The organism is Nocardioides lacusdianchii, from assembly GCF_020102855.1.
Classification (GTDB): Bacteria; Actinomycetota; Actinomycetes; order Propionibacteriales; family Nocardioidaceae; genus Nocardioides; species Nocardioides lacusdianchii.
Window position 1 is genome coordinate 1 of the sequence record NZ_JADHZD010000021.1, and the last position, 23076, is coordinate 23076.

Consider the following 23076-nt stretch of genomic DNA (forward strand, 5'->3'; position numbering starts at 1 on the left):
CGATCGGCTTGTTGGTCTCTTCGACGATCCGGACAGCTCCCTCACGGAACTCCCGGTCGTACTTCTTCCGCTTCTCTGGCATCTCGATCCTCATTGTCGATGCCTCTACGGTCCGGGGGGAACCTCAAAGTGCCGCGCAGCAACTCGCACATTGGGCGCGTCTTGGGCGGGAGCTTGAGGCTTCGGCCGGCCTTTCCCAGCGTGACATAGACCGGGTGCTGGCTGGTCAGCTGTCCTACGACGAACTGGGCGATCCGGAGCAGGCCGCGCTTCGAACGGCTTGGCGCGAGGGTTTCGACGAGGACCTGGCAGCACTTGACCTGCGTGGGCGGTTTGCCGCAGAGGGACGCACGCGGTGGTCCGAGGCCGACAGCGACGGCGCCGTCACAGTGCACGAGACCGACGAGGCGAAGCGTGACTCGGGGCGCTTCGCGCCTCGCAGATCGCGCACCGCCCGCAGTTGAGCACACCAGTTCTGCACCTGCTCGCCGGCTCGAACGGGGCGGGCAAGTCCACGCTGGCGGAGTCGATCCTCATGCCGCGCACGCATCTGCCGTTCGTGAACGCAGACCTCATCGCCGAGGAGATGTGGCCCGGAGACAGGGACGAGCAGGCCAGACGGGCGCGCGAGGTGTCCATACTGGCGGCACAGGAGCGAACCGGACTCCTTGCGGGGCGACGGTCATTCATCACCGAGACGGTGTTCAGCCATCACAGCAAGCTGGAACTGATCCGCGACGCGCAACGTGAGGGCTACGGCATCTCGTTGCACGTGGTGATGATTCCAGAGGACCTGGCAGTCGAGCGTGTCTTCGACCGAGTCGTCGCTGGCGGGCACATGGTGCCGGAGGAGAAGGTGCGTGCCCGGTACCGCCGTCTGTGGGAGCTGGTGACCCAGGCGCGCAGCATGGTGGACCGGGCGGACTTCTACGACAACTCCACCCTGGATGCCCCCTTCACGCGCGTGGCCGTCTACGAATATGGACAACCGGTGGGCCGTCCGATCTGGCCGGCTTGGACTCCGGAGGCTCTGACCTAGGCTCGGTGACGGAGTGACCTGACCGCGAGGGCCGTCGCGCGGCGAGCCGGCCGCTGTTCAGCACCTGTGGTGCTGCGCCAGGTCAGTCCTTGTACTCGTAGGCAGCCCCGAGGAGCGCACTGAACGCCAACAGGCCCGCGTGGTCCTCGAACAGACTCGGCTTGGGATCCAAGAACTCGCAGGTGGCCAAGTTCCATGCCGGCGTCCATCCGTGAACTCGCATGCCGAGCCGGGTCGTGGCCCACGCCACTCCTCGGCGAGTCGGTTCCGACCAAGGCGCGTTCTCGAGCACGGCCACGGCCAGCGCCGCCTGGCGAAGCGGGTAGTTGCGCTCCTCGGACTCACCCCACCCGCGCATGACCTCTCGCTGGTGCAAGAAGTGTTCCTCGAGCCAGGGCTGGCTCACGGGGTGTGCGACGGCCTCAGCCACAGACCATTGGTGCGGCATCCGCACGGTCGCGACCAGAACGACGCTGGAGTCGAGACGACCAGCATCGTAGGAGTGGTCGCAGCACGGGCAGCCGTCGTCCTCGGATGACGCACACTGCCCGAGAACAATTGGCACGTTGCAGTCTCCGGGTGTTCGTGACTCAGGGTCCGAACCCTACAAGGTGATGTGGGAGCGTGCGCGCAGCTTGGGCAAGGCACTTTCAGGCCTTTGACTGGCGATACGCCCGGTCGAGCGCGCCGGGTTGTCGTGCGAGTTTTAGGTGGTCGCGAGGCTTGCGATGTCGCGCTCGAGCTCCTCGCGCGCGATACGAGCTCGTCGCTCCTCTTCCTCGAACTCGCGCTTCAGGATCTCCTGCTCGCGCTCGACCTCGGCCAGCACCAAGCGATCGAAGAACTCCTGCATGCTCTCGCCACGGCTGGCGGCCAGCCGCCGCGCCTGGTGAGCGCGGCGAACCTTGAAGCGCACGTTCAGCTGCTGACCGAAGACGTCGTTTTCGTCGCTGATGTCCTCGTCGTTGACATTTGGTCGTCCGGGCGCACTTTTCTGCAGTGGCATCAGAAGTGGTCTCCACGTTGAGGCTGCTGGTTGAGGGAGGTCCCCGGTGAGAGGTCGGGGACCGCGGGTGTCACGCCGGCAATCCGGGTGACCCCTACATGCTAGGTATCCGAGATGCGCTTAAGCATACCCATTGTCAAGCACTTTCATGCAACAACCGGGATCCCTTCGGTAAAGAAAATGACGCTTGCTCGATTTATAGCATCTAGGTGCTAGCATTTTGACGATGCCATCTCGGGGCGGCGCAGACCACTCAGTCCCAGCGGAAGGCGTGTGCGATGTCCACCTCGTTCAACACCCCAGCGGTGTCCCCGCCCCGACCACGACTCGAGCACGCTGAGCACGACGCTGACTTGGCCGCATCCCCTCCCTTCGCAAGGGGGCGCGGCTCAAGCCCCTACGAGGACTTCACGTTCGAGCAGCAGTACGTCGCCAACACCATCAACCGCCTAGGCGGCTACTGGCCGCCGGCGGCAGCGGTGATGCGTCTCCTGGAGGAGTTCGGCGAGGCGAGCCTGGCGCTCGAGGGGGTGGGTGACCTGGGCGAGGAACTTGCCGACATCAAGATCATCTCCACCTGTCTGGCCAACCAGTTCAAGATCGGGCTTCGCCAGCCGTCGACGCTGCGCGCCGTCGCAGCGGGACGCGCACCCAGTCTGGGCCAGCTCGTCCAGAACGCGGGACGCATCGCGCGGATCGTCAACTACTACGACGGTCCCAAGGCTCCACGCCCCACCCAGCAGCTCGAACACCTGGGCTCGCCGATCCTCGATCTGCACCGCGGCTTGCAGCTGCTCGCTGAGGAGCACGGGCTCGACCTCGCCGTGGAGGTCGCGCGGAAGCTGGAGCACACCCTCGCGCGCGACGGCCAGCGCTTCTCAGTCACCTTCGACCCGGCGACCTCGGACGTCCTGGCTGCCTTCGCCCCCACCATCGAGTCCACCGCGTGCACCTTCGCCCGCGCAGCCAAGCTGTGGGGCGGCCCACGATGGAACGCCGACCGCAACGTCGGCTACAACTGCGAGATCACGGTGCCCTACCTCACCCGGTTCGCACGCGCGGCCATCGCCGAGGGCCTCGACGGCTTCATCATCTCGCCCGTCGTGCGACGCAAGCCTCACACGGTGGCCGAGGTCGGTGACGTCCTTCGCGAGACCCTCCAAAGCCTGTCGACCCTGGACCCCGACGGCAACGGTGCACCGTCTCGTGTCTTCGCCACGCCCGGATGGCAGTTCACCTACGCGGGTCAGCGGCTGTTCGTCACCGTCTTCTCCGACGTCTACTCCCCCGACCACGTGCGCCACAGCCCGCGCGGCACCTACTTCATGCTGCAGCCCGAGGAGTCCTTCTCCCACCACGGCATCGGCGGCTCCCACAAGGACAGCGACAAAATCAAGACCAAGGTGCGTGAGAACTTCGCCAGCCGCGGCATGTCCTACCCCCACGACCTAATCGCGAGCCGGATCGAGGCACACCTGTACCTGCTCCCCGAGACGGGCGAGGAGCCCGTCGTCTGGTGGGACCCGACCCGCGACCCGGACCAGAGCACCCTCTGGTAGCCGCTCGCCGGTAGCTCACCGCGACCGTCGATCGTGCCGGGGACACAACCAGAACACAGCCAGCATCCAAGTCGTACTTCCGCCCACGCGAGCCACTCACCCCGGACAAGGAGGAGCCCACATGGCGACAGTCGCCCCGACCCTAGTACCGCTGCCGCGGCTGGGCACCTTGGCACGCATCGAGGTCGACATGCTCTCGGCGGACCCTCGAGTGGCCAAGGGCGGCATTCAGGCCGCCTGCGAGCACCTGGAGACACGGACGCCCAAGGCCAGCACTCGCAAGCGCATCTCATCCGCCCTCTCCTACCAGCTCACCGCGACCGACCCCCAGGTCCGTCGCTGGGGGTACAAGGCCATCGCCCTGCTCCAGTCCAACGAGCACCAGCCCTACCTGCGCAACCAACTCGCCGGCGGCGACCTCACACCGGAGAACAGGACCTGGGCGGTCGCCGCGCTTGCCGGGATGGTCGAGGACTACCGCGAGGTCGTCTACGCCGTCGGAGATCAGCAAACACTCGCCTACGACTTGTCATCCGGCATGTACGGGTCAACGCGGGACGTCGGCCGCGCAGTCGACCGCGCCATCGGCACTGACAACCCGCTGAGCCACCAGTGGCTGGGACTGCTGTACGGCGACGGCCGGATCGAGTTGCCAGCGTCGGTTCTCTACGAACTCACCGCATGCCCCTACCCCGAGGTGGTGGAGTACACGATCTGGGGCATCCGCAAGCGCCACATCCACGGCGCCAGCGTCGTCGCCTTCGACCCGGTGTCACTGGCGAACCAGCCAGCGAACGTCCGACGTTGGTACTGCCGCCTCGTCGCCCAGAGCCCGCCGGATCGCAACGCCTACGAAGCTCAGGTCATCGACTGGATCGAGTACGAGAAGGACCCGCTCGTGCTGGAGGGGCTAGCTCGTGGCCTTCACGAGTCCCCGAAGGACAAGCACTGGAGGTACGTCTGGCGTCAGTGGCGTAGCACCGCCACCGATCCCTTCGTTCGCCGAGCGCTGGGTTGCCGAGTGTCGGCCCAAGAGCTGGCGAGGGCCGAACGTGATCGTGCCGCTGGGCTGCGGCCCACCCACAACGTCACCACTCCCCTCGATGTCGACCGGTCTCTTCCGTTCCTTGAGTCAGACCCCATGCCGTTCCGCCCCGGGCGCATCGTCCCTGCCGCCATGACCATCCACCACCTCGAACGACTGGAGTACAACGTGAACACCACGCACAACAACTTCTACATCTCCGGCGGCTCGATCAACTCCCTCCAGGGATCCGGAAACCAGGTCAACACCGGCTCCACCCACAACTCCACTGCGGACGCTGCCGCGGCCCTCAACGCTCTGGCCGACCTGTTGCGCGCACAGAGCCGACTCTCCAGTGAGGCGGCCGAGGCGGAAGCGCTCGCCGCCGAAGCAGCGAACGATGGTGGCACGCCGGATGCAGCCAAGACGCCCTTCTGGGTGCGCGTGCGTGGTCTGACTCAGGCACTTCGCGCCGGCAACGCCGCCATCGACGTCTCACAGGACCTGATCGACAACCTCGACCAGATCGTCCACATGCTGCCGCCCCAGCTGCGCTGAGGCAGATCAGCCAGCGTGTCCGATGGCCGCATCACGCACGCCTCTCATGTATCCGCAATGAGTCGCCGCCACCGGGCAGCACCACCTGACTGCGACCCGCCTCGCCATCGCCTTTCCACCTCTCGTCCGGCCCCAACCCAGCAAGGAGTCTTGTGATGAACGACCGACCGACGCCCCACACACGTGATGAGCTCACTAACGGAACGCCCCCAGTCTCGCGGGAGAACGTGACTAGTCCGGTGACGATCGAGCGGGATGCCGATGCCGCAGCCACCGAGGACCGTGACCGTGACCTTTTCTTCGAGCTCGGCTCCCTGCGGCATGTCGATCGGACGTGGCGCCACTTCGGCGGCTTCCCCTTCGCGAACGTTGCCGAGCACTCCTTCCGAGTGGCGTGGCTGTCATGGGTCATTGCCGTGCGCGAAGGAGCTGACCCCTCCAGGGCAGTGCTGATGGCTTTGGTGCATGACACTCCCGAGACGCGAACAGGTGATGTGAACTACCTGTCCCGGATGTACACCGACCGTCACGAGCAGCTCGCCTTCGACGACCAGTTTGCAGGAACATCAGTGCACAGCGACGCTGCTGCGCTCTGGGTTGAGTACGGACAACGTCAGACGCTAGAGGCACGCATCGTGAAGGATGCAGACACCCTTGACTGCGACTTCGAGCTTCGTGAAGCGACGTCGTCGGGGTGCAACTTGGAGGATCGGCTCAGCTCGACCCGACAGGCCGCCTTTGCCAAGCTGCACACGGAATCCGCCCGACGAATGTTCATGTCCTTGGCGAACAGTGACCCTCACTCGTGGCACGTCAATGGCCGCAACCGCCACACCCACGGCGACTGGCGTGGGTAGAGGTTGCACCTCCACTCAGATCAAGAGGAGAGCAGCGGCACAGGGTGCGCAACAGCGGCACCTGCGAAACCAAGATGGAGCGGTTTGCCGCCAGCGTTCCTCACCCCGAAGGATCGTTTGGGCCCGGATCCGGCGTGTCACCGTCCCCGACCCTCGCCTCGGGTGAGGCGAAGACGGCATAAGCCAACGAGGTGGGATCGCCGGGTTTGCGGATCTCGAGTCGCGCTCGACGCACCGCAGCACCGATCGAAGCACGCGAATCGCCCTCGGTGAGAAGTGCGGCAAAGACCGCATCTGCGAATGCTTGCTCGTGTCGTCAAGGCTTTTGCACTTTTCCGATGAATGAAGAGGGGCCTTCTATCCGTGATCAGCGACACCTTGGCTGCGTCGGGTGCCGCCAGTCGCCAACGTGATCCGCCGATCCCCAACATCGGGAGGGTGCACGTCCCCGCTCAAAGCGGCCCTGTCGAGGTCGCCGCCCAACGTTCAAAGGGAGAGTGCAACCACCTTCGCCGCGCAGTGAGTGGTCAGCTCTTGGCCAGATCATGCAGCAGACGCCGCCGTCGCGGTTTTGACCGTGGCGGCGCCCGCCATCCCGTAAGTGCCGATCAGCCCTCGATGGCGATGACGAAGAGAAGGCGGCTGGGCGCAGATAAATCCGTCGCTGAATGCGGAGTCAAGCCCCAAAGTACGTGAACGAGGCCCAGTCGACCGGCTGGGCGAACGGTCTCGCGCTTCCACCTGATGGGAACAGCCCCGTCAGTGAGGAGGCCAGGTTGGTATCGGGGAGCCTCGGCGCCAACGTGGTAGCCCAGCTCACGAGGTCTGAGTAGGTGCTGTCACGCAGCCAGAGCTGTGCACAACGGAGGGCTTGCGCTGCTCCGTCTGCGGGAGCATCGAGCAGCAGCTCGTGGAACTTCAAGGAGAGCACCATGGACGCGCGGTCGCCGACAGCCCAGAGGGTGGCAGCCACGCCACTGACACCCGCGTGCAGGAGGCCTCCGGCCAGGCTGTGCATCTCCTCGGGTATGCCAACGTCTGCCATGGCCGTCTCGCAGGCGGACGCGACGAAGAGACTGACGCCGGACAGGTCGAGTGCGAGGATCCGAGTGAGGTCCAACTTGTCGTCGGAGAGTTGGATGTAGCTGGCCATCGCTTGGTTGGGGTCGAAGCGGGCGTGGGAGGCGACATGCACGAGGTTGTAGGTCGCCATCTCTCGGATTACGCGGGCCGCTGTCGCGTCTGGCCCGGCCGCGCATACCGCGTTGCCGCATAGCCTCGCGACCGCATGACTTTCCAAGGTGGCGTAAGGGAGGTGGGGCAGGCCGGGGGTGTCAGCGGTGTCGGAGGCGGCGACGGTGAGGGTTCGGACAGGGCGTGGCGGGGCGTGAGTGCGGGCGGCGGCGAGCATCCTGAGGTTCGGTGAGGACGAGACAGCGAACCGGTCGAGAAGTGGGGTGCCATCGACTGGCCCGGCGGCCAGAGGCAGCAGGCTGAGGTGTCCGTCGGTGACGAGCATCAACGCCGAGCAGTCGTCGTCGACGAGCGGGACCGCGAGTTCCAGGACCGCCGCACCCACCCAGTCCAGGATGCCGGTCAGCTCGGTGACCCACTCGCGTCGTCGTAAGGGAGAACGGTCCCTCAGCCACATCCCATAGGCGGTCACGTAGGGAAGCAGCCGCTCGGCCAGGGCCGAGCGAGATGCCTGCGGCAGCTCGACGGCGTCGAGCTGCCGCGCTGGTGATACGCGGAGTGCAGCGCCGCCATGCTGGTCGAAGGCGAGGAGTAGGAAGTTCTCTGCGGTCCGCGGTGCCGGCCTGGGCCTCACGGGGGTGCCCACCACCGTGGGGAGCTCGAGCCGGTCGCTCAGGTTGAGGGCCAACCCGGCATCGAGGACGTCGAGGGCCATGTCGAGCTCACCGGACCGCACGAAAGAGCAGAACGCTTGGGAGGGGATCGCTCCGGACTCACTGAGCCAGGCCCTGGCCGAGAGGTGGCTGTCTTGGGCGCCTCGCACACGGGTGCGGACAGACAGGGCCTGGGTGTAGGCCCGGCCCGCTTCGCCCCATGCCTGGCGTTGCTGGGCCCAGAAGCCGTGGAAGCGAGCGGCTTCGAAGGCGTCGCGTGGTGTTGAGACCGCGAAGGCGTCGGCAATGGCGGATAGGATCCACGCTGCTTCACCGCCGGTGTCCGGGGTGAGCGAGGCCAAGCCGGTCGCTAGTGCGAGCCAGGCTGACGCGTTCGTAGGGTCGGAGGCGACTGCTGCTCGCAGCACAGGAATCGCGTCTGCCATCATCCCGAGCTGGGAGTAGGTAGCGCCAAGCGCAGCCAGTCCCTCGGCGTGGCCAGGTTGGCCTGGCGGGTCAAGCCGACAGGCCCAGCGTGCCGCCACGATGGCCGTCCGGTTGAGCAGGCCGACCGCGTTCTGCGCTGCGGTCGATTCTTCGGGTGCTGCGCGGACTTGGAGTTGGATCCCTACCTGGAGCAGAACGTCTGCGTACTGTGCCAGCAGTTCCGCTGCCCCACCCTCACGTACGCGGATGGGATCGCGGATCAGGACCTGCAGCGCGCTCGTCAGCAGCGACAGGTCGTAGGTCGTTCGGTATTGCGCCGAGAGTGCCCGCGCAAGGTGAAGCCGCAGCTCAGGGCTGACCGCTCCTTGAGACCATTCGGCCAGTCCGAGCCGAATTCCGCTCTGGCGTTGCGAGAGGTTGCCGGAGGCCTCCGACCTGCGGAGGGTCGACAGGGCCTGCGTTGCGGACACTCCTAGTCAGTCGCGAAAGCGGTCCCGGGCCGCCATGGGGCTAAGAGACCGAGCACTGTAGCGGCGACTCCGGACGCGACGGCCGATGAGAACAGCTTGAAGCCGTCCTGCCAGGACCCGAAGGTGGGGTTTGCGTCGTATCCGGCGACGTACACCGTCACCGCGGCAAATGCGAGTGTCACGGCAATAGCGAGTGCGGTCAGGGCGGCAAGACCCAGGGCTGCGAACAGCCACGCCGCGGGCGGCAACGACGAGTCGACGTCCAGACCCGTCTCGGCGCTGCGCAATCCCTGCAGCCCCACCTTATCCATGTTCGAGTTGGCTCTGGCATCGTCAAGGGCCTCTCTCGCCTCGCCCAGTGCGTCCTTGAGCGCCTTCAGGTCATCTAGGGTACGGACCCGCGAGAGCACGAACCGCGCCACCTGCAGCTTTCGAGGGTGGGGATTCCCCGGGAGGCTTTGCGCTTCCTTTTCCAAATCATCGAGGTACTTGTAGTACTCCGCCAGGGTCTTGATTGCATCTGCCATCACTAATGCTGGATGGACGGCCTCCGTGCCGTCGACCGTGTAGAAGTCCGCCATCTGATGGTCGGTTCGCCTCGCCTCACGCTGGGCCGCGGTCACCAGTTCGACGTCTGGGAGCGCGCTCTCCGGCTCTTCCAGCAGCTGGGTCAGGTCGGCCCGAGCGTCAGCGGCCTTCTTGGGGCCGTTCTGCACGGCCTTGCTCACCGGGTCGACCAGCTCGGCCGCAGTGGCGGACTTAGCCCGTCGCTGCTGGACCCATGCAGCCACGCCGTCAACCCGTTCGGCCACGGGACGACTCGCGTTGAGCGCCACCAGAAGCCGCAGACGAGTGCCTGCGATACCCGTCCAGAGAAGGGCGAGCATTGAGGTCGAAAGCAGTGCGACGAGAAGCCCGCACACCAGCACCCAGAACGGCCACGTCCGGAATAAGGGTGTGAAGGCAGCGCGGCGCTGCACCTTGAGAGCCAGCTTGGTACGGTCCCCCTCCCCCGCGCCGGTCATCGTCCCGGCGACCGTCCCGTGCGACGGGAGGCTCGTGACGCTCAGGCACCACGACGTCGTGGCGACCTCGGTGGCGGAGAGGTATAGCTTCGTCACCTCAGCACAACTGGTTTCGGGCTCAGAGGTGACTATCGCCGTGTCCTTGCCGTCCTCGCTCGCTAGGAGCGACGTGGTCTCCTCCTCCGGCGCCGTCCCTGGGGCCTCCACCCGGATCCTGGTGGTGTCGGTGGACACCGAGACGGTGAGCGCACCAGGAGTCGGGTCCTTCGCCTCAGGCGCCGACGAGGTCAGCGCAAGCAGCGCGGGAATACCGACAAGTGCCGAGATCGAGCCGGCGATACCAAGTGACTTGTTCATGATTGCAACGACCCGATCCAATCGAGGTAGGGGTACACGAGGGTGTAGACGCCGCCGTCGCCGCACTCGCGTGAGGCGTATGTGCCAGGGGTTGCCCGGGAGGTGATCCCGGCAAGCGACCAGCCGCTGTCGTTCTGGATGTAGGCCGGGCCGCCGCTGTCACCGGGGCAGCTGTCCCTGTCGAGGTGAGGACGGCCAGCGACGAACTCGGTCTCGACATCGATGCCGTAGCGCGGGTCACGGTCGGCTAGCGGCAGATCTGCGTACCTCTTCTTGCCGAAGCCCGACTGTCCGTCGGTGGTGTCCGCACCGAAGCCGACTGCGCGTACGGCCACATTCTCTTGCTTGACCTCCGCGGCAACCGGGTCGGGGACGTGTCCACGGACCGCCTTCGCGAGCCTGAGCACTGCGAGGTCGTGTGCGGTGTGAGACAAGGAGTACGCCGGGTGGACCGTAGCGCTGCTGACCTGTACCACGAGCCCGTCTTGAGGGCGATGGAGGTCGTTGCCCACAAACACCTGTCTGTCGATCCCGCGCGCGACACAGTGGGCGGCAGTCAGCACCGTCCTGGCGTCGATGAGCACACCCGAGCACTTCCACTTGGTGCGCGAAGCGATCGCCACACAGTTGGGGAACGACTGAGTCAACTGACCCCCAGTGATCCTCGACTCGTCGTTGACCACCCACTGCGCGTTGTCCAGGTAGACCAGGTCTGCATCGACCGTCATACCGGCTGGCTGCACCACGACGTGTTGGGCAGGCCTCATCGCGCTGCCTGCCCGGCCACGGCGGCCGGGTCTCTCGCTCGAGTCACGACGTTCCCCGCTCGTTTCCACTCGTCCCGAGTCCGTGAGCGTCAATGACACCCCTACACCCCCACCGCGTCAATAGTCAGAGCGGACCGTACGTCGACCGGAAGCGAGGCGATCGGGGCGTGCACTGGGGCCGCGCCTGGTTCCCAATGTCGATCGGCAAAGCCAAGGTCGCACCCGGCCGACGGGGCACCACGGTCGTGCCGAGCAACGCCACGGAAATCTCGACTACGACTCGACGTGTGCGGTGGCTCTAGAGTTCGTAGACCTCGCCGCGGTGAGCGATTGCGACTCGCGGCATCAACGAGCGGGCGAACATGCTGGCCCACTCCCCTCCGACGGCAAAGTGCTGAACTGTGCGGCAATGAACGTTTCGACGACGGCCGTGCCGAGGCTGCTGTCGACGCGGTCTGCCGCGCCAAGATGTGACATCGTGACCTGCTCCACCGGAAAGGTTCCACTATCGGTGGCTAAGTGACTGCCTTCACCGGAAGGCTGAACACCGTGCCCCGTGCCTACCCGCCCGAGTTCCGCGCTCGAGCCATCGCGCTCGTCCGCGCGGGCAAACCGCAGAAGCAAACGGCCCACGAGCTCGACATCCATCCCGTCACGCTCTCCAAGTGGGTCAAGCAGGACCGCATCGACCGCGGTGAGATCCCTGGAGTCAGCACGACCGAGTCCGCCGAGCTTCGTGCGGCTCGTCGTCGCGTTCGCGAGCTTGAGACCGAGTTGGTGATCGTGCGCCAGGCTGCGAAGTTCCTCGGCGAGGACAAGCCTCGCCCAAAAGGCTCTACCCGGTGATCGACCGACTCGTCGACGCCGGGATCCCGGCCGATCGCTGCTGCCGGGTCCTCGGCGTAGCGAGACAGAACTACTACAAGCAGAAGCGGAAGCCAACCACCCCGACCCAGCTGCGCCGCCAGTGGCTCACCGGACTGATCCGCGAGATCCACGTCGCCTCGCGCGGCACCTACGGCTACCGGCGCGTGCACGCCGAACTCACCATGGGCATGGGGATCACTGTGTGCGAGCGCACCGTGTGGCTGCTGATGAACCAGGCCGGTGTCTATGGCCTACCGGGGCCGACCAGGGTCAAGCGTCTACGAGGCGTCGTCACCGCCGACGACCTGGTGAACCGGAAGTTCCATCGGCTCCGTCCCAACGAGCTGTGGGTCACCGACATCACCCAACACCGCACGCGGGAAGGGTGGATCTACTGTGCCGCGGTCCTCGATGCCTACAGCCGGCGGATCGTGGGATGGTCGATCGACTCCAAACAAGACGCCACCCTCGTGGTCAACGCCCTCGACATGGCCATCCGCAACCGACAACCCGAGCCGGGCGGGATCGTCCATGCCGACCACGGGACCCAGTTCACCTCCTGGGTCTTCGGCGAGAAGATCCGCTCCGCCGGCCTCCTGTCATCCTTCGGCACCGTCGGCGATGGCCTCGACAACGCCATGATGGAAAGCTTCTGGTCCTCGATGCAGATCGAACTTCTCAATCGCAAGAAGTGGAAGACCCGAGTCGAGCTCGCCAACGCGATCTTCGAGTACATCGAGATCTTCCACAACCGCCGTCGACGCCACTCCGCACTCGGCTACCGCACCCCCATCGAGTACGAACTACTCTCCGAGAACGACCCCATCACCGCAGTCAGTTAGCCACCTGAACTGGAACCCAAACGGTGGGGCAGGTCAAGTTGTCACCTATACCTGCATCACGCCCGTTCGGCGGCGAGCAGCGGTTGGTCCTGCTCCCTCTGTCCGGTTGTGATCGAGTCGGACTACGCCTTAACGACAGTTCCGTCGAGGCCCTCGTAGAGGTCGAAGTTGCGCTCCCCGATCAGGGCGACGAGGGTGTCAAAGGCCTCTGAGAGCGGCACTTCGTGGGTGAGGTTGTTCGCTTCGTAAGCGCGAATGGACGGTGCGGTGTCGTTGAGGTCAGCCAGGAGAACGTAGAACTTCTCGTACTGCTCGTCCCGCCCGGCAGGGTCTTGACGACCGGTAAAGAGTCGTAGCCGTGGCCCGGCGTTGAGAAAGGTCGACTTGCGCCTACCGGTGCCGTCGTGTTCTGCCGCGGCGTCGAAGATCAGCAGGGCGGCGAGCACGGCGTACGGGAATCGGCGGTGGAGTGTGACTGCTTCGTTGAGTAGGTCGGCGCGTCGGTTGGTCAGGTTCTTCTGGAAGTTCTGGGTGCGGCTGTCTTTGAACAGGATCGTCTTGACGCTGACGGCCAAGATCAGACCCGACTCCTCCGTTGCCCAGGTGACGTCGACCTTCTTGGCGCCGATGCCCCCTGCGAGGCGGCGTTCAGCGCCACTTACCCCGGCCTCACCCGGTCCGGTCGGGCGAGCTCCGTCCATCCCGCGGGCTCGGAGCTCGGCGGCGACCGCCAGTGCCACGGCTGCCGACAACTTCTCGTTGTAGTTCTTCTTCACGGCTTGAGCCGCGCTGTCCGGGGGCTTGGACCCGCAGGACCGGATAGCGGCGGTGAGTCGGTCGTCAATTGCGGCCACGTCGGCTCCTTGCCTCGCGTCGACTCGCCAGGGCGGTCCGTGCCGCGCGGATCTCGGCTACCTCTGGACGACGCATGCCCAGCCCCCGGACGAGGAGGACGTCGTCGACGAGCTTGGCGGCTTCCATCACCTTCCCGCTGCGGAGCTTGCCGGCAATCTGGGGCCGGACTGCGATGAGGTCGTCATGCGCGTCGGCCACAACATCGGGGGAGGGCACGGCCCACAAGTCAGCCTCGCCGGGTTCCATCTTCAGCATGCCTCCGCCGTAGGCGCGGCCGGTGAACTCGGCGCCCAGCATGGTGACCGAGTTCAGAGCCGCAACAGGTAGGAGGTCGCGGCCGAGGTCGCGATGCGGCGGTTCGAGGTAGACCCCGTGCACCGAATTGAGGTGAAGCGCGCCTGCGGAGTTGGTGGTTAGGCGAGGGGTGTCGGCGTTCATGTAGGTCAGCAGCAGGTCGGCCTTCGCAACGAGTGGCACGCGCCACCAGTCCCTGCGGACACGGCACTTGTACGCCTGGTTGACGGCGTCTTCCTCGCCCTGATCGATGTAGGCCTGGGCGGCCGGCGAGGGTTTGCCGGACGGGCGAAACAACATTGTTCGCTTCCCCGCCCGGCCGAGCTCAGCATGGGCATGCCCCGAGAACTCCAGCCCGCGAAGGTGGCTTGACCCAGGAGGAGAAAGCCTGATGGTGTCGCGGGGCTTGAGCCCGAGCTCGGCGACGCGCGCTGGAGAGAGTGCGAAGTAGTTGTTGTTGCCGGTGACCATGCCGAGGCTGGTCTTGCCCCACGTCTTCAGTGCCGTAAAGCTGCCATCGAGGACAAGCCTGGCGTAGAGGCCGGCGGCCGCGGGGCTGACTGTTGACCCGGACCACTTCGCAGACGGGTCCGACGGCGCCCACGTTGCTGCCGATGGCAGCTCCAGCTGTAAGGCGGCAGCGGTCGGGACCTGACGGATCCGCGCGTGATCGGTGGTGCCGCCGAAACCGTCGGCCAACAGGAGGACTGCCTCGGTCTCAGCTTCTTCGAACACGCGCTCTTCGAAGAGCACTAGGTCGACTTGGGCGAAGTTCTCGAACAAGAACCGACGGACCGGCGCGGCGTAGTTGGCGTGCAACAGCTCGGCCGGGAGCACGAACCCTAAGCGGCCGCCAGGCAGCAAATTCAGTGCACCGTGGACCGTGAACGCTGCCCAAGACGACGCCAACCCGGAAAGCGCTACGCCGCCCCGCAGGGCGGCTGAACGGGCCTTCGCGCGGGCATCGCCGGCGAAGTCTTGAAACCGGATGAAGGGAGGGTTTCCCACGACGGCCGTGTAGCGGGCGGTTGCCCCGGTGTCGAAGAAGTCGCCCACTGTCATCTCCGCCGTCGCGCCGGCGTCGGCGACCCGCCGGGAACCTAGCTCTGCGCTCCAGTGGTGAAGCTCGACTCCGTGAACATGAGGCCGATCGGCACCGAAGTCTCGCAACCGAGCGGCGGCGTGCACCAGGAACTCGGCGTCGCCAGCGGACGGCTCGAGGACCACTTCATCGACTGAACGGACAGCCCAGTCGACGATGAAGGAGGCGATGGCCGGTGGCGTGAAGAACGCGCCGCGCGCCTTACGAAGGGCGGCGGTGTCCCTGGGGTCGCGCGAGCCGGGTGTCACGGCCATATCCTGCCCTGCTGGCGACCGCTTATAGGGCAACTTGGCCGCGCCATGAGACTGCAATCACACCCGGCGGTCCGATCCACGACCAATTGTCGATCGACCGTGTCGCCGTCCACGACGTAGGCGACGACGCCGGATGTCCGCTGGCCGGTGGCCACGGAGTCGGCGCCCGCGCTCTGGAGCAGGTCGCTTCTGGACGCAATGCTGCCAACGATGCCGCGCACGCCGACGAGGACCACCAGTGCCACGATCGCCAGCGACAGGAGCCGGGCCGGCTTACTCACGATCATCGGCCCACTCCCCCCGGGGTTGGCGGAATCGGGCTCGACGATCCCGCTGACCGCGCCGCAGGGATGAAGCCGCGTGAGGGCGGTCGCAACGCCGGCCGATCCGTCGACGATGGCGGCCCGTCCGCGACCGCAGTGCCCAGCTTCTCCGCGCTCCCGTGGACCTTCTGGTCGTCCAGCAGCTCGAGGAGGTCGCCGGGCTCCGACTCGGCGTCCACGGGAGAGCGCCCGTGCGTGCAGGCCCAGCCGCTCCGCGTCGAGGACGGCCCGCTTCTGCTCCCAGGCCGACAGCACGCCGCTGGCCTCGAAGGCCTCGTGCTCGCGCACGTAGGCCTCCTGGCGTGGCGTGAGTGGCTGACCGGGAACGATCGGGCCACACCCGATCGCGTCCGCGCTCGCGACGAAGCGCGGGTAGGCGACCTGGTGGTCGCGCCACCTCGCCCGGAACTCCACCAACTGCTCACCGACCTCATCAGGCACCGCCCGCGCGATCGCTTCAACTTCTGTCCACGGGATCACCTCGACCGGGTTGTGCCAGCCGCCGTCGACACCAAACCCGAGCCCGCGAGCCGTGCCGACGATCCGCTCCCCCGTCTCCGGGTCGTGGTGATTGGTGCCCGACCAGCCGGCCTCCTGGGCGTGGGCGACTTCGGCAGGGTCGATCAAAATCGAGGTCAGCGCCCAGCCCGACCACGACCGCAGCAGCTCGTGCTGCCGCCGGCGGCCGGTCACGATGGTCGGCTGGCTCGCCATCACGCCACCTCGATGTCGGCACCCTCACCAGTGATGCCGGCGTGGTCGTCGGAGTCGGTCTCGAGCTGACGCAGTCGACGTACCGTCGCCTGGTCGAGTCCGGTCAGCTGCATGACGTCCTTGACCGCGAGCCGCTCCGCGACGAGCCGCTCGATCGCGGCTGCGGCCGCGATCTCCGCATCCGTGATCGCCTGCTCGGCCTGGGCCCGTGCCTCCCAGGCGACCTCGACGTCGACCGACGCCTCGTCGATGCGCCGCTCCCGCGCCAGCTGATCCGGATCCAGCTTCAGCCGGCGCTCCCGTGCCGCCTTCAGTCGGGCATCCCGAGCCCGGTCCCGACCTGCCTGTGCCTGTGCCGCCTTCCCCATCGGGGATCACCTCTTCCCTGATCGTCACGTCACGGAAATCCACCGCGACCCCTTCACAAGCGAGAAGCAACCTCGACCGACCCGGATCGGACACCTCGAGCTCACCGAGTTTTCCAAAGACCACGAACCCAGTACAGACACTCGATTGTTCACATTCCCGAACTCACCAGATCCCTCGCACCCCATGCACTGTCGGAAATTGGTGCCGGGCAGGTGTCCGAAACCGGGTCGCCGCGGTTGCTTCTCCAGGCGTGATGGGTGTGCACAAGCTCACGGCGGGAGACGGGTACACGTACCTGACCCGTCAGGTCGCCGTGCACGATGCCACCGACCGCGGCCACGCGGGACTGGCCGACTACTACGCCGAGAAGGGCGAGACGCCGGGCCGCTGGTTCGGCGCCGGGCTCGGTGCGCTCGACCTCGAGGTGGGCTCGCAGGTCACCGAGACCCACATGCGGAACCTGTTCGGCGAGGGGCGCCACCCGGACGCTGAGCGGCTGGAGAACGCCGCCCTGGACGCCGGCAAGAGCGTCGAGAATGCCAAGAAGGCCTCCCAGCTCGGCCGGGTGTTCGCCCGGTACCTGGGCAACCAACCGGAGTTCATCCAGGAGACCGCCAAGCGCTACGTCGCCTACAACCTGGCCCGCGGTGAGCACTGGAAGACCCCGGTGCCGGCCGACGTGCGGGCGAAGATCCGCACCGAGCTGGGCAACGAGCACTTCCTCCGCGAGCACGGGCGGGCACCGATCAACGACCGTGAGCGCGGCTCCTTCATGGCCAAGGCCACCCGCCAGCAGACCACCGCGGTAGCCGGATACGACCTCACCTTCGCCCCGGTGAAGTCCGTCTCGACGCTGTGGGCGCTGGCCGATCGCGACGTCGCCAAGGAGATCGAGGCCGCCCATCACTCGGCTGTGGAGGCCACGCTGTCGTGGCTGGAGAAGGAGGTGTTGTTCACGCGCCGCGGCCGCGGCGGCCTCCAGCAGGTCAAGGCGAAGGGCCTGATCGCGGGCATGTTCACCCACCGCGACGCACGCTCCTCCGACCCGCACCTGCACACCCACGTTGCGGTCAGCAACAAAGTCCAGGACGAGACCGGCCGCTGGCTCGCGGTCGACGGACGGGTGCTCTACAAGGCGAACGTCACCCTCGCGGAGATGTACAACACCCTCATCGAGTCCGAGCTCATCGCCCGGCTGGGAGTGCGTTTCGAGAACCGCAGGAGCGGTTTGGACAAGGGTGTCGACAAGCGGCCGGTGCGCGAGATCGTCGGCGTCGACGAGCGGCTGGCCAAGACCTGGTCCAAGCGGCACCGCGCCATCGAGGCCCGCCGCCGCGAGCTGGCGGCCGCCTTCCAGACCGAGCACGGTCGCCCGCCGACCGAAGGTGAGGCCGTCACCCTCGCGGAGAAGGCGTGGGACCAGACCCGCCAGGCCAAGCACGCACCCCGCGCCGAAGCCGACCAGCGGGCCGCGTGGCTGGCCGAGGCCGCCGCGATCATCGGTGGTGAGCAGGCCGTCCGAGACATGGTCGAGGACTGTCTCGGCCACCGCCCGGACGCCCAGGACGTCACCGACGAATGGGTCGCCGAGACCGCGCAGCGTGTCGTCGAGCGCGTCGCAGAGGACCGTGCGACCTGGCAGGTCTGGCACCTGCGCGCCGAGGCACAGCGCCAGGCACGCGCCCACGGCGTCCGGCTGCCCGACCTCGATACCGCCGTCGACCGCATCGTGGCCACCGCGATCGGCGAGCACTCCATCGCCTTCAACGACCCCGACCCGCTCACCCACGCGACCACTGCGGCCGAGCAGGACGTGATGATCCCCGCTCCCCTGCAGCGCACCGAACACGTGGGCGACGGTGAGGAGATCGTCAGCGTCTACAGCCTCGCCGGCGCCCGCCAGTACACCTCCCAGGCCGTGATCGACGCCGAACGGCGCATCGTCGAGTCCGCCCGACGCACCGGCGGCCGCACCATCAGCGAGGTACGCGTCGGCATCGCGATCGCCGAAGCCGCCGCCAACCAGCTCCAGCTCAACGCCGCCCAGCAGTCCCTGGTCCGCGAGATGGCCACCAGCGGGCGCGCCGTCCAGCTCGCCCTCGCGCCCGCCGGCACCGGCAAGACCACCGCCATGCAGGTCCTCACCCGCGCCTGGCAGGACTCCGGCGGCACCGTCATCGGCCTCGCCCCGTCCGCGGTCGCCGCCCAAGAACTCGGCGCCTCCATCAACCCCGAGACCGGCGACGCCGGTACCGCGGCGAAGGCCAAGGGACTCCTGAACGGGCCGTGGCGCCCGGGTCGGAAGAAGGTTCGCGCCGACACGCTGGCCAAGCTCGTGTGGCACGCCAACAACGGCGGAGCACCCACGTGGATGGAGAAGATCAACCCCAAGACCCTCGTCCTGATCGACGAGGCGGGCATGGCCGCGACCACCGATCTGGCGGCCGCGATCGACTACATCACCTCCCGCGGCGCCCAGGTGCGGCTCGTGGGCGACGACCGACAGCTCGCCTCGGTCGCCGCCGGCGGCGTCCTGCGCGACATCGCCCACCAGATCGGCGCCGTCACCCTCAGCGAAGTGCACCGCTTCCGCAACCGAGACGGCAGCCTCAATCACTCCGAAGCGGCCGCCACCCTTGCGCTGCGCGACGGCGACCCGTCGGCGATCGCGTTCTACGCCGACAGGGGCCGCATCCATGTCGGCGACCTCGGTGCCTGTGCCGACCAGGCCTACGCCGCGTGGTCCGCCGACCGTACCGACGGCACTGACTCAGTCCTGATCGCGCCCACCCGCGACATCGTGGCCGAGCTCAACACCCGCGCCCGCAACGACCGCCTCGCCGCCCTCGACGAGAAGGAGATCGGGCCCGTCTTGACGCTGGCCGACGGCACCAAGGTGTCCGAAGGTGACCGGATCATGACCCGCGAGAACGACCGCCGCCTACCCATCAGCCGCACCAACTGGGTCAAGAACGGCGACCGCTGGCACGTCAAGAAGGTCAACGACGACGGATCCCTGAGCGTGGTCCACGACCAACTCGGCACGACCATCACCCTGCCCGCCGACTACGTCTCCAGGACCGTCCAGCTCGGGTACGCCACCACCGTTCACTGCGCGCAGGGCATCACCACCGGCACCTGCCACGTCGTCCTCACCGGTGACGAAGACCGCAACCTGCTCTACGTCGCGCTGTCGCGTGGCAAGTTCGCCAACCACCTCTACCTCAACGTCGCCAGCGACGGCGACCCGCACAACCTGATCAGGCCTGAGGCACTGATCCCGCCGACCGCACTCGACCGGATCGCCGAGATGCTGCGCCGCGACGGCTCGCCGGTATCCGCGACCACCACGCTGCGCGAGCAGACCAACCCGCAACAGCTGCTCGGCGACATGGCGGCCCGCTATCACGACGCCGTCACTGCCGGCGCCGAGAACCTCATCGGTCCGGTCGGCATGGACAAGATCGACGCGCACGCCGAAACACTCCTCACGGGACTCACCGAGGCCCCAGCCTGGCCGACATTGCGCTCCCATCTTGCCCTCATCGCGCTCGACGAGCACAGCCCCTTGAAGCTGCTGACCACCGCCGTGGGTGTCGGGTCGCTGGCCGATGCACGCGACCCCGCGGCCGTGCTCGACGCCCGCATCGACGACCTCGTCGCCGAACTCACCGCTGCCCGGCCACACAATCCGGACGCTCCCCCGCCCACTGACGGGCCGCTGGCGTGGCTGCCCGGCATCCCCGCCCGGCTGGCCGAGGCCCACGACTGGGGGCCTTTCGCGGCCGCCTACCACCAGCTCGTGCGAGAGCAGATCGACGCCGTACGCGAAGCGGCTCGGGGGTGGACCGGCGCCACCGCACCCGTGTGGGCACAGCCCTTCCTCGAGGACGAGGACGCCGACCTGCGGGCCGATCTCGCCGTGTGGCGGGCAGCGGCCAGGACGGACGAGAACGACCTGCGCCCCACCGGCGACCGCACCATCGGCGCTCCGGGCGCCTACCAGGCCAAGCTCAACCGGGCCGTCCGCTCGGCACGTCCCAGCTACCCCTTCTCCCAGCGCACCTGGTACCAGGTGCTGCCCGAGATCGTCCGCGCCGACCCGTGGATCACGCCGCTGTGCCAGCGACTCGCCCGGCTCGAGCGCGCAGGGCTGCCCGTGACGGACTACATCAAGCAGGCACTCGCCACCGATCCCTCGCTCTCGGGCGGCCAGTCCGCCACCAACGCGGACACGTCCTCAGCCGCGCGCCCGCTGCCCGACGAGCAGCAGGCAGCCGCGCTGTGGTGGCGTCTCGTTCCGCACCTCGGGCCGGCTGCACTCGGCGCCGACGACCACTCCGCGAACCTGCTGCAGCCCACCTGGCGCAGCGCGCTGGCCGAACTCGTCGGCACCACCAAGGCCGAGTACCTGCAGAAGGCGCCCGCGTGGCCCGCGCTCGTGGCGGCGGTTGACGAGGCCTGCGAGCACCACGGCTGGAGTCCGACCGAAATCCTTGCCAGCGCACTGGCCGGCGTACCGCAAGACGGATCCGTGACCGGTGTCGAGGTCGCCGACGCGCTCATGCTGCGCATCGCCATGCTCACCGACCAGCCGACAGAACCGCCCGTCCATGGTGACGAACCAGCGCCATACAGCGACGCCGACGTTCCCCCGGACCCGGACCTGCTGCCGCCCGAGGACGCCGACGAGTTCTTGGCCGCCTTCTACCGAGACCAGGCCGACGACACCAACGTCCCCCTCGCCCACTCGCCCACTCCGGACGACTACGACACCCTCGCGGCCCAGCCGGTCGCCTGGGAGCCGTACCTCGCCGAGCAGGAGCCAGCGCCGTACGACGATGGCTCGGCCGCTCACCACCCGTACGTCGAGGACCCGTACGCGACCCCCCTGCCGTGGGCACAGGCCGCCGAGGTCACCGCCGAGCACGCCTTCCCAGATCCGAATCAGATCCCGGCCGGGCGGATCCACCAACTCAACCAGCAGGCACTGGCCTACTTCGAGTCCTGCTACCCGCGCTCGTGGGCACCGGCCTATGTCCGCGAGCGGCTGCGGACCGACCTCGCCGACCACCCCACCTACGCCGTCGGGTACGCACCCGGAGGTGGCCGCAGCTTGATGCGGCACCTCACCGAGCAGGGCGCCACCCTCGACGAACTCGTGCAGGCCGGCCTCGTCTCCCAGCGTGAACGCAACGACGGCACGACGTACTACCGCGACTTCTTCCGCGACCGACTCATCATGCCCATCCGCGACCCCCACGACCCGAGCGGGCAGGCGATCCTCGGCTTCGTCGGCCGCCGCAACCCAACCAAGGGCAACGACGACTACGCCGGACCGAAGTACCTCAACACCCGCACCACTCCGGTCTTCACCAAGGGCGAGGCACTCTTCGGGTACGCCGAAGCCCGCGAACCTCTCACCGACGGCGCGCTCCCGGTCATCGTCGAGGGCCCCATCGACGCGTTGGCCATCACCCTGGGCAGTAACGGCACCGCCGTCGGCATCGCCCCGATGGGAACCGCGCTCACCGTCAACCAGATCAGGCTGCTCCGCTCCCACATCAACATGATCGACGGGCGCGACCGCATCGCCGTGGCCACCGACTCCGACCCGGCCGGCTGGAGGTCGGCGCAGAAGGCCTTCTGGCACCTGACCGCCGCGGACCTCGACCCCACCCATCTCGACCTGCCCGACGGCCTGGACCCGGCCAAGCTGTTCGAAACCCAGGGTGCCGACGCGATCACCGCCGCCATCGAGAATCGGTCCCCGCTCGGAGACGCGATGATCGACCACCTGCTGCGCACCGCAGGGCACTGGACCGAGACCGATGTCCGCCAGAAGCTCATCCACCAGGCCGCGCGCATCCTCGGATCCCGCGGCTCCGAACACTGGCTCGACGGCTTCGAGCGTCTCCGCCAGAAGCTGCACCTCGCGCCCGGCATCCTCGAACACCAGACCGTCACCGAGAGCATGGAGCGCGACCACAACCGCCCGGCGTACGCCCAGGCCCGCATCCATGAGATCAACGCCGAAGAGCGCAAGAAGACAGCCAAGGCCGATCCTCAGTCCCGGCGCCGCGCAACCGAGCAGCGACTCGGAGCGACAACCACCTCGCTCCGGGCCGGTCACGACGTGCCGCCAACAGGCCCCGATCACGCGGGTCCCGCCCGGTGAGAGCACCTCGCTCAGAATCGCTCTGAACGAACTTAGGGCCAACGAATGGTCGCTCAGGGCCTGAATCTGCCATCGAACCTTCGCCAGGAAGCGTTCTGGGGGAACTGCGAGCGCATCTCAGCCACCGACTCACCAGCGACTGACTGACGGCTGGTCGAGGGGTGTCGAGATGCAGCCAAAATGAGGCGATCGAACTTTTCGCCTCAGGAACACTGGATCTGTGGACATTAGGATGGGCCGGAGCCTCCAGCAGCAGGAGACGCGGTGAGCACCGGTCGCTCGCGGCTTGTCTTGTACCAGTGCAGGTACCACGCGTCGCACG

The 23076-nt window shown here is 67.2% G+C and carries 15 protein-coding genes and 1 pseudogene; 7 read left to right on the forward strand and 9 right to left on the reverse strand.

The window, feature by feature from the left end:
- The coding region (locus IRX98_RS20030) for a TA system antitoxin ParD family protein (RefSeq protein WP_224279792.1) at positions 1 to 464 on the forward strand (464 nt) is incomplete at its 5' end.
- A complete protein-coding gene (locus IRX98_RS20035) occupies positions 461 to 1039 on the forward strand; it encodes an ATPase (protein WP_224279793.1) in 579 nt (192 codons plus the stop codon). The genes IRX98_RS20030 and IRX98_RS20035, both read left to right, overlap by 4 nt.
- Before the next feature lie 82 nt (positions 1040 to 1121).
- Here the strand turns inward: IRX98_RS20035 and IRX98_RS20040 are convergent, their stop codons facing one another.
- Both IRX98_RS20040 and IRX98_RS20045 read right to left on the reverse strand, forming a co-directional pair.
- Positions 1122 to 1469, reverse strand: a complete 348-nt coding sequence (locus IRX98_RS20040; protein WP_224279794.1) for a hypothetical protein — start codon at positions 1467 to 1469, stop codon at positions 1122 to 1124.
- A 276-nt stretch (positions 1470 to 1745) separates the two neighbouring features.
- Positions 1746 to 2045: a hypothetical protein gene (locus tag IRX98_RS20045; RefSeq protein ID WP_224279795.1), complete on the reverse strand. Its 300-nt coding sequence runs from the start codon at positions 2043 to 2045 to the stop codon at positions 1746 to 1748.
- A gap of 278 nt (positions 2046 to 2323) precedes the next feature.
- On the opposite strand from IRX98_RS20045, the gene IRX98_RS20050 reads away from it, so the two are divergent.
- The 3 genes from IRX98_RS20050 (at position 2324) to IRX98_RS20060 (ending at position 6043) form a co-directional block, all read left to right on the forward strand.
- Positions 2324 to 3604 (forward strand): YqcI/YcgG family protein, encoded by a 1281-nt coding sequence (locus IRX98_RS20050; RefSeq protein ID WP_224279796.1) that lies wholly within the window; start codon positions 2324 to 2326, stop codon positions 3602 to 3604.
- 121 nt (positions 3605 to 3725) lie between these two features.
- Entirely contained in the window at positions 3726 to 5186 is a 1461-nt protein-coding gene (locus IRX98_RS20055; protein ID WP_224279798.1) for a hypothetical protein, read from the forward strand.
- Positions 5187 to 5425: 239 nt separating this feature from the next.
- Complete coding sequence (locus IRX98_RS20060; RefSeq protein WP_224279800.1) at positions 5426 to 6043, forward strand: HD domain-containing protein; 618 nt, start codon at positions 5426 to 5428, stop codon at positions 6041 to 6043.
- 676 nt (positions 6044 to 6719) lie between these two features.
- Here the strand turns inward: IRX98_RS20060 and IRX98_RS23220 are convergent.
- From IRX98_RS23220 to IRX98_RS20075, 3 genes are read right to left on the reverse strand one after another with little or no spacing between them, the layout of a single operon-like run.
- Positions 6720 to 8807, reverse strand: a complete 2088-nt coding sequence (locus IRX98_RS23220) for a CHAT domain-containing protein (protein ID WP_224279801.1) — start codon at positions 8805 to 8807, stop codon at positions 6720 to 6722.
- Positions 8808 to 8809: 2 nt separating this feature from the next.
- The gene (locus tag IRX98_RS20070) at positions 8810 to 10189 is read right to left on the reverse strand and encodes a hypothetical protein (protein WP_224279802.1); all 1380 of its coding nucleotides are present in this window, start codon (positions 10187 to 10189) and stop codon (positions 8810 to 8812) included.
- The gene (locus IRX98_RS20075; protein ID WP_224279803.1) at positions 10186 to 10917 is read right to left on the reverse strand and encodes a S1 family peptidase; all 732 of its coding nucleotides are present in this window, start codon (positions 10915 to 10917) and stop codon (positions 10186 to 10188) included. The genes IRX98_RS20070 and IRX98_RS20075 overlap by 4 nt, the downstream gene beginning before the upstream one ends.
- 588 nt (positions 10918 to 11505) lie before the next feature.
- Between IRX98_RS20075 and IRX98_RS20080 the strand changes: the two are divergent.
- Positions 11506 to 12665: pseudogene (locus IRX98_RS20080) on the forward strand (IS3 family transposase).
- Positions 12666 to 12787: 122 nt separating this feature from the next.
- Here the strand turns inward: IRX98_RS20080 and IRX98_RS20085 are convergent.
- The 4 genes from IRX98_RS20085 to IRX98_RS20100 form a co-directional block, all read right to left on the reverse strand.
- Positions 12788 to 13441: a hypothetical protein gene (locus IRX98_RS20085; RefSeq protein WP_224279804.1), complete on the reverse strand. Its 654-nt coding sequence runs from the start codon at positions 13439 to 13441 to the stop codon at positions 12788 to 12790.
- Positions 13442 to 13505: 64 nt separating this feature from the next.
- Entirely contained in the window at positions 13506 to 15164 is a 1659-nt protein-coding gene (locus tag IRX98_RS20090) for an N-6 DNA methylase (protein ID WP_224279805.1), read from the reverse strand.
- On the reverse strand, positions 15161 to 16207 hold the full coding sequence (locus IRX98_RS20095; RefSeq protein ID WP_224279806.1) for a hypothetical protein: 1047 nt from the start codon (positions 16205 to 16207) through the stop codon (positions 15161 to 15163). The genes IRX98_RS20090 and IRX98_RS20095 overlap by 4 nt, the downstream gene beginning before the upstream one ends.
- Positions 16207 to 16575: a hypothetical protein gene (locus IRX98_RS20100; protein ID WP_224279807.1), complete on the reverse strand. Its 369-nt coding sequence runs from the start codon at positions 16573 to 16575 to the stop codon at positions 16207 to 16209. The genes IRX98_RS20095 and IRX98_RS20100 overlap by 1 nt, the downstream gene beginning before the upstream one ends.
- A 254-nt stretch (positions 16576 to 16829) precedes the next feature.
- Between IRX98_RS20100 and mobF the strand changes: the two genes are divergently transcribed.
- Positions 16830 to 22754: a MobF family relaxase gene (gene mobF / locus IRX98_RS20105; RefSeq protein WP_224279809.1), complete on the forward strand. Its 5925-nt coding sequence runs from the start codon at positions 16830 to 16832 to the stop codon at positions 22752 to 22754.
- The last annotated feature ends 322 nt before the right edge of the window (positions 22755 to 23076 follow it).

Coding starts and splice junctions, on each gene's coding strand:
- IRX98_RS20100 (WP_224279807.1), bottom strand. CDS start 16,575: ATGGGGAAGGCGGCACAGGCACAGGCAGGTCGGGACCGGGCTCGGGAT.
- IRX98_RS20095 (WP_224279806.1), bottom strand. CDS start 16,207: ATGGCGAGCCAGCCGACCATCGTGACCGGCCGCCGGCGGCAGCACGAG.
- IRX98_RS20050 (WP_224279796.1), top strand. CDS start 2,324: ATGTCCACCTCGTTCAACACCCCAGCGGTGTCCCCGCCCCGACCACGA.
- IRX98_RS20055 (WP_224279798.1), top strand. CDS start 3,726: ATGGCGACAGTCGCCCCGACCCTAGTACCGCTGCCGCGGCTGGGCACC.
- IRX98_RS20070 (WP_224279802.1), bottom strand. CDS start 10,189: ATGAACAAGTCACTTGGTATCGCCGGCTCGATCTCGGCACTTGTCGGT.
- IRX98_RS20045 (WP_224279795.1), bottom strand. CDS start 2,045: ATGCCACTGCAGAAAAGTGCGCCCGGACGACCAAATGTCAACGACGAG.
- IRX98_RS20075 (WP_224279803.1), bottom strand. CDS start 10,917: ATGACGGTCGATGCAGACCTGGTCTACCTGGACAACGCGCAGTGGGTG.
- mobF (WP_224279809.1), top strand. CDS start 16,830: ATGGGTGTGCACAAGCTCACGGCGGGAGACGGGTACACGTACCTGACC.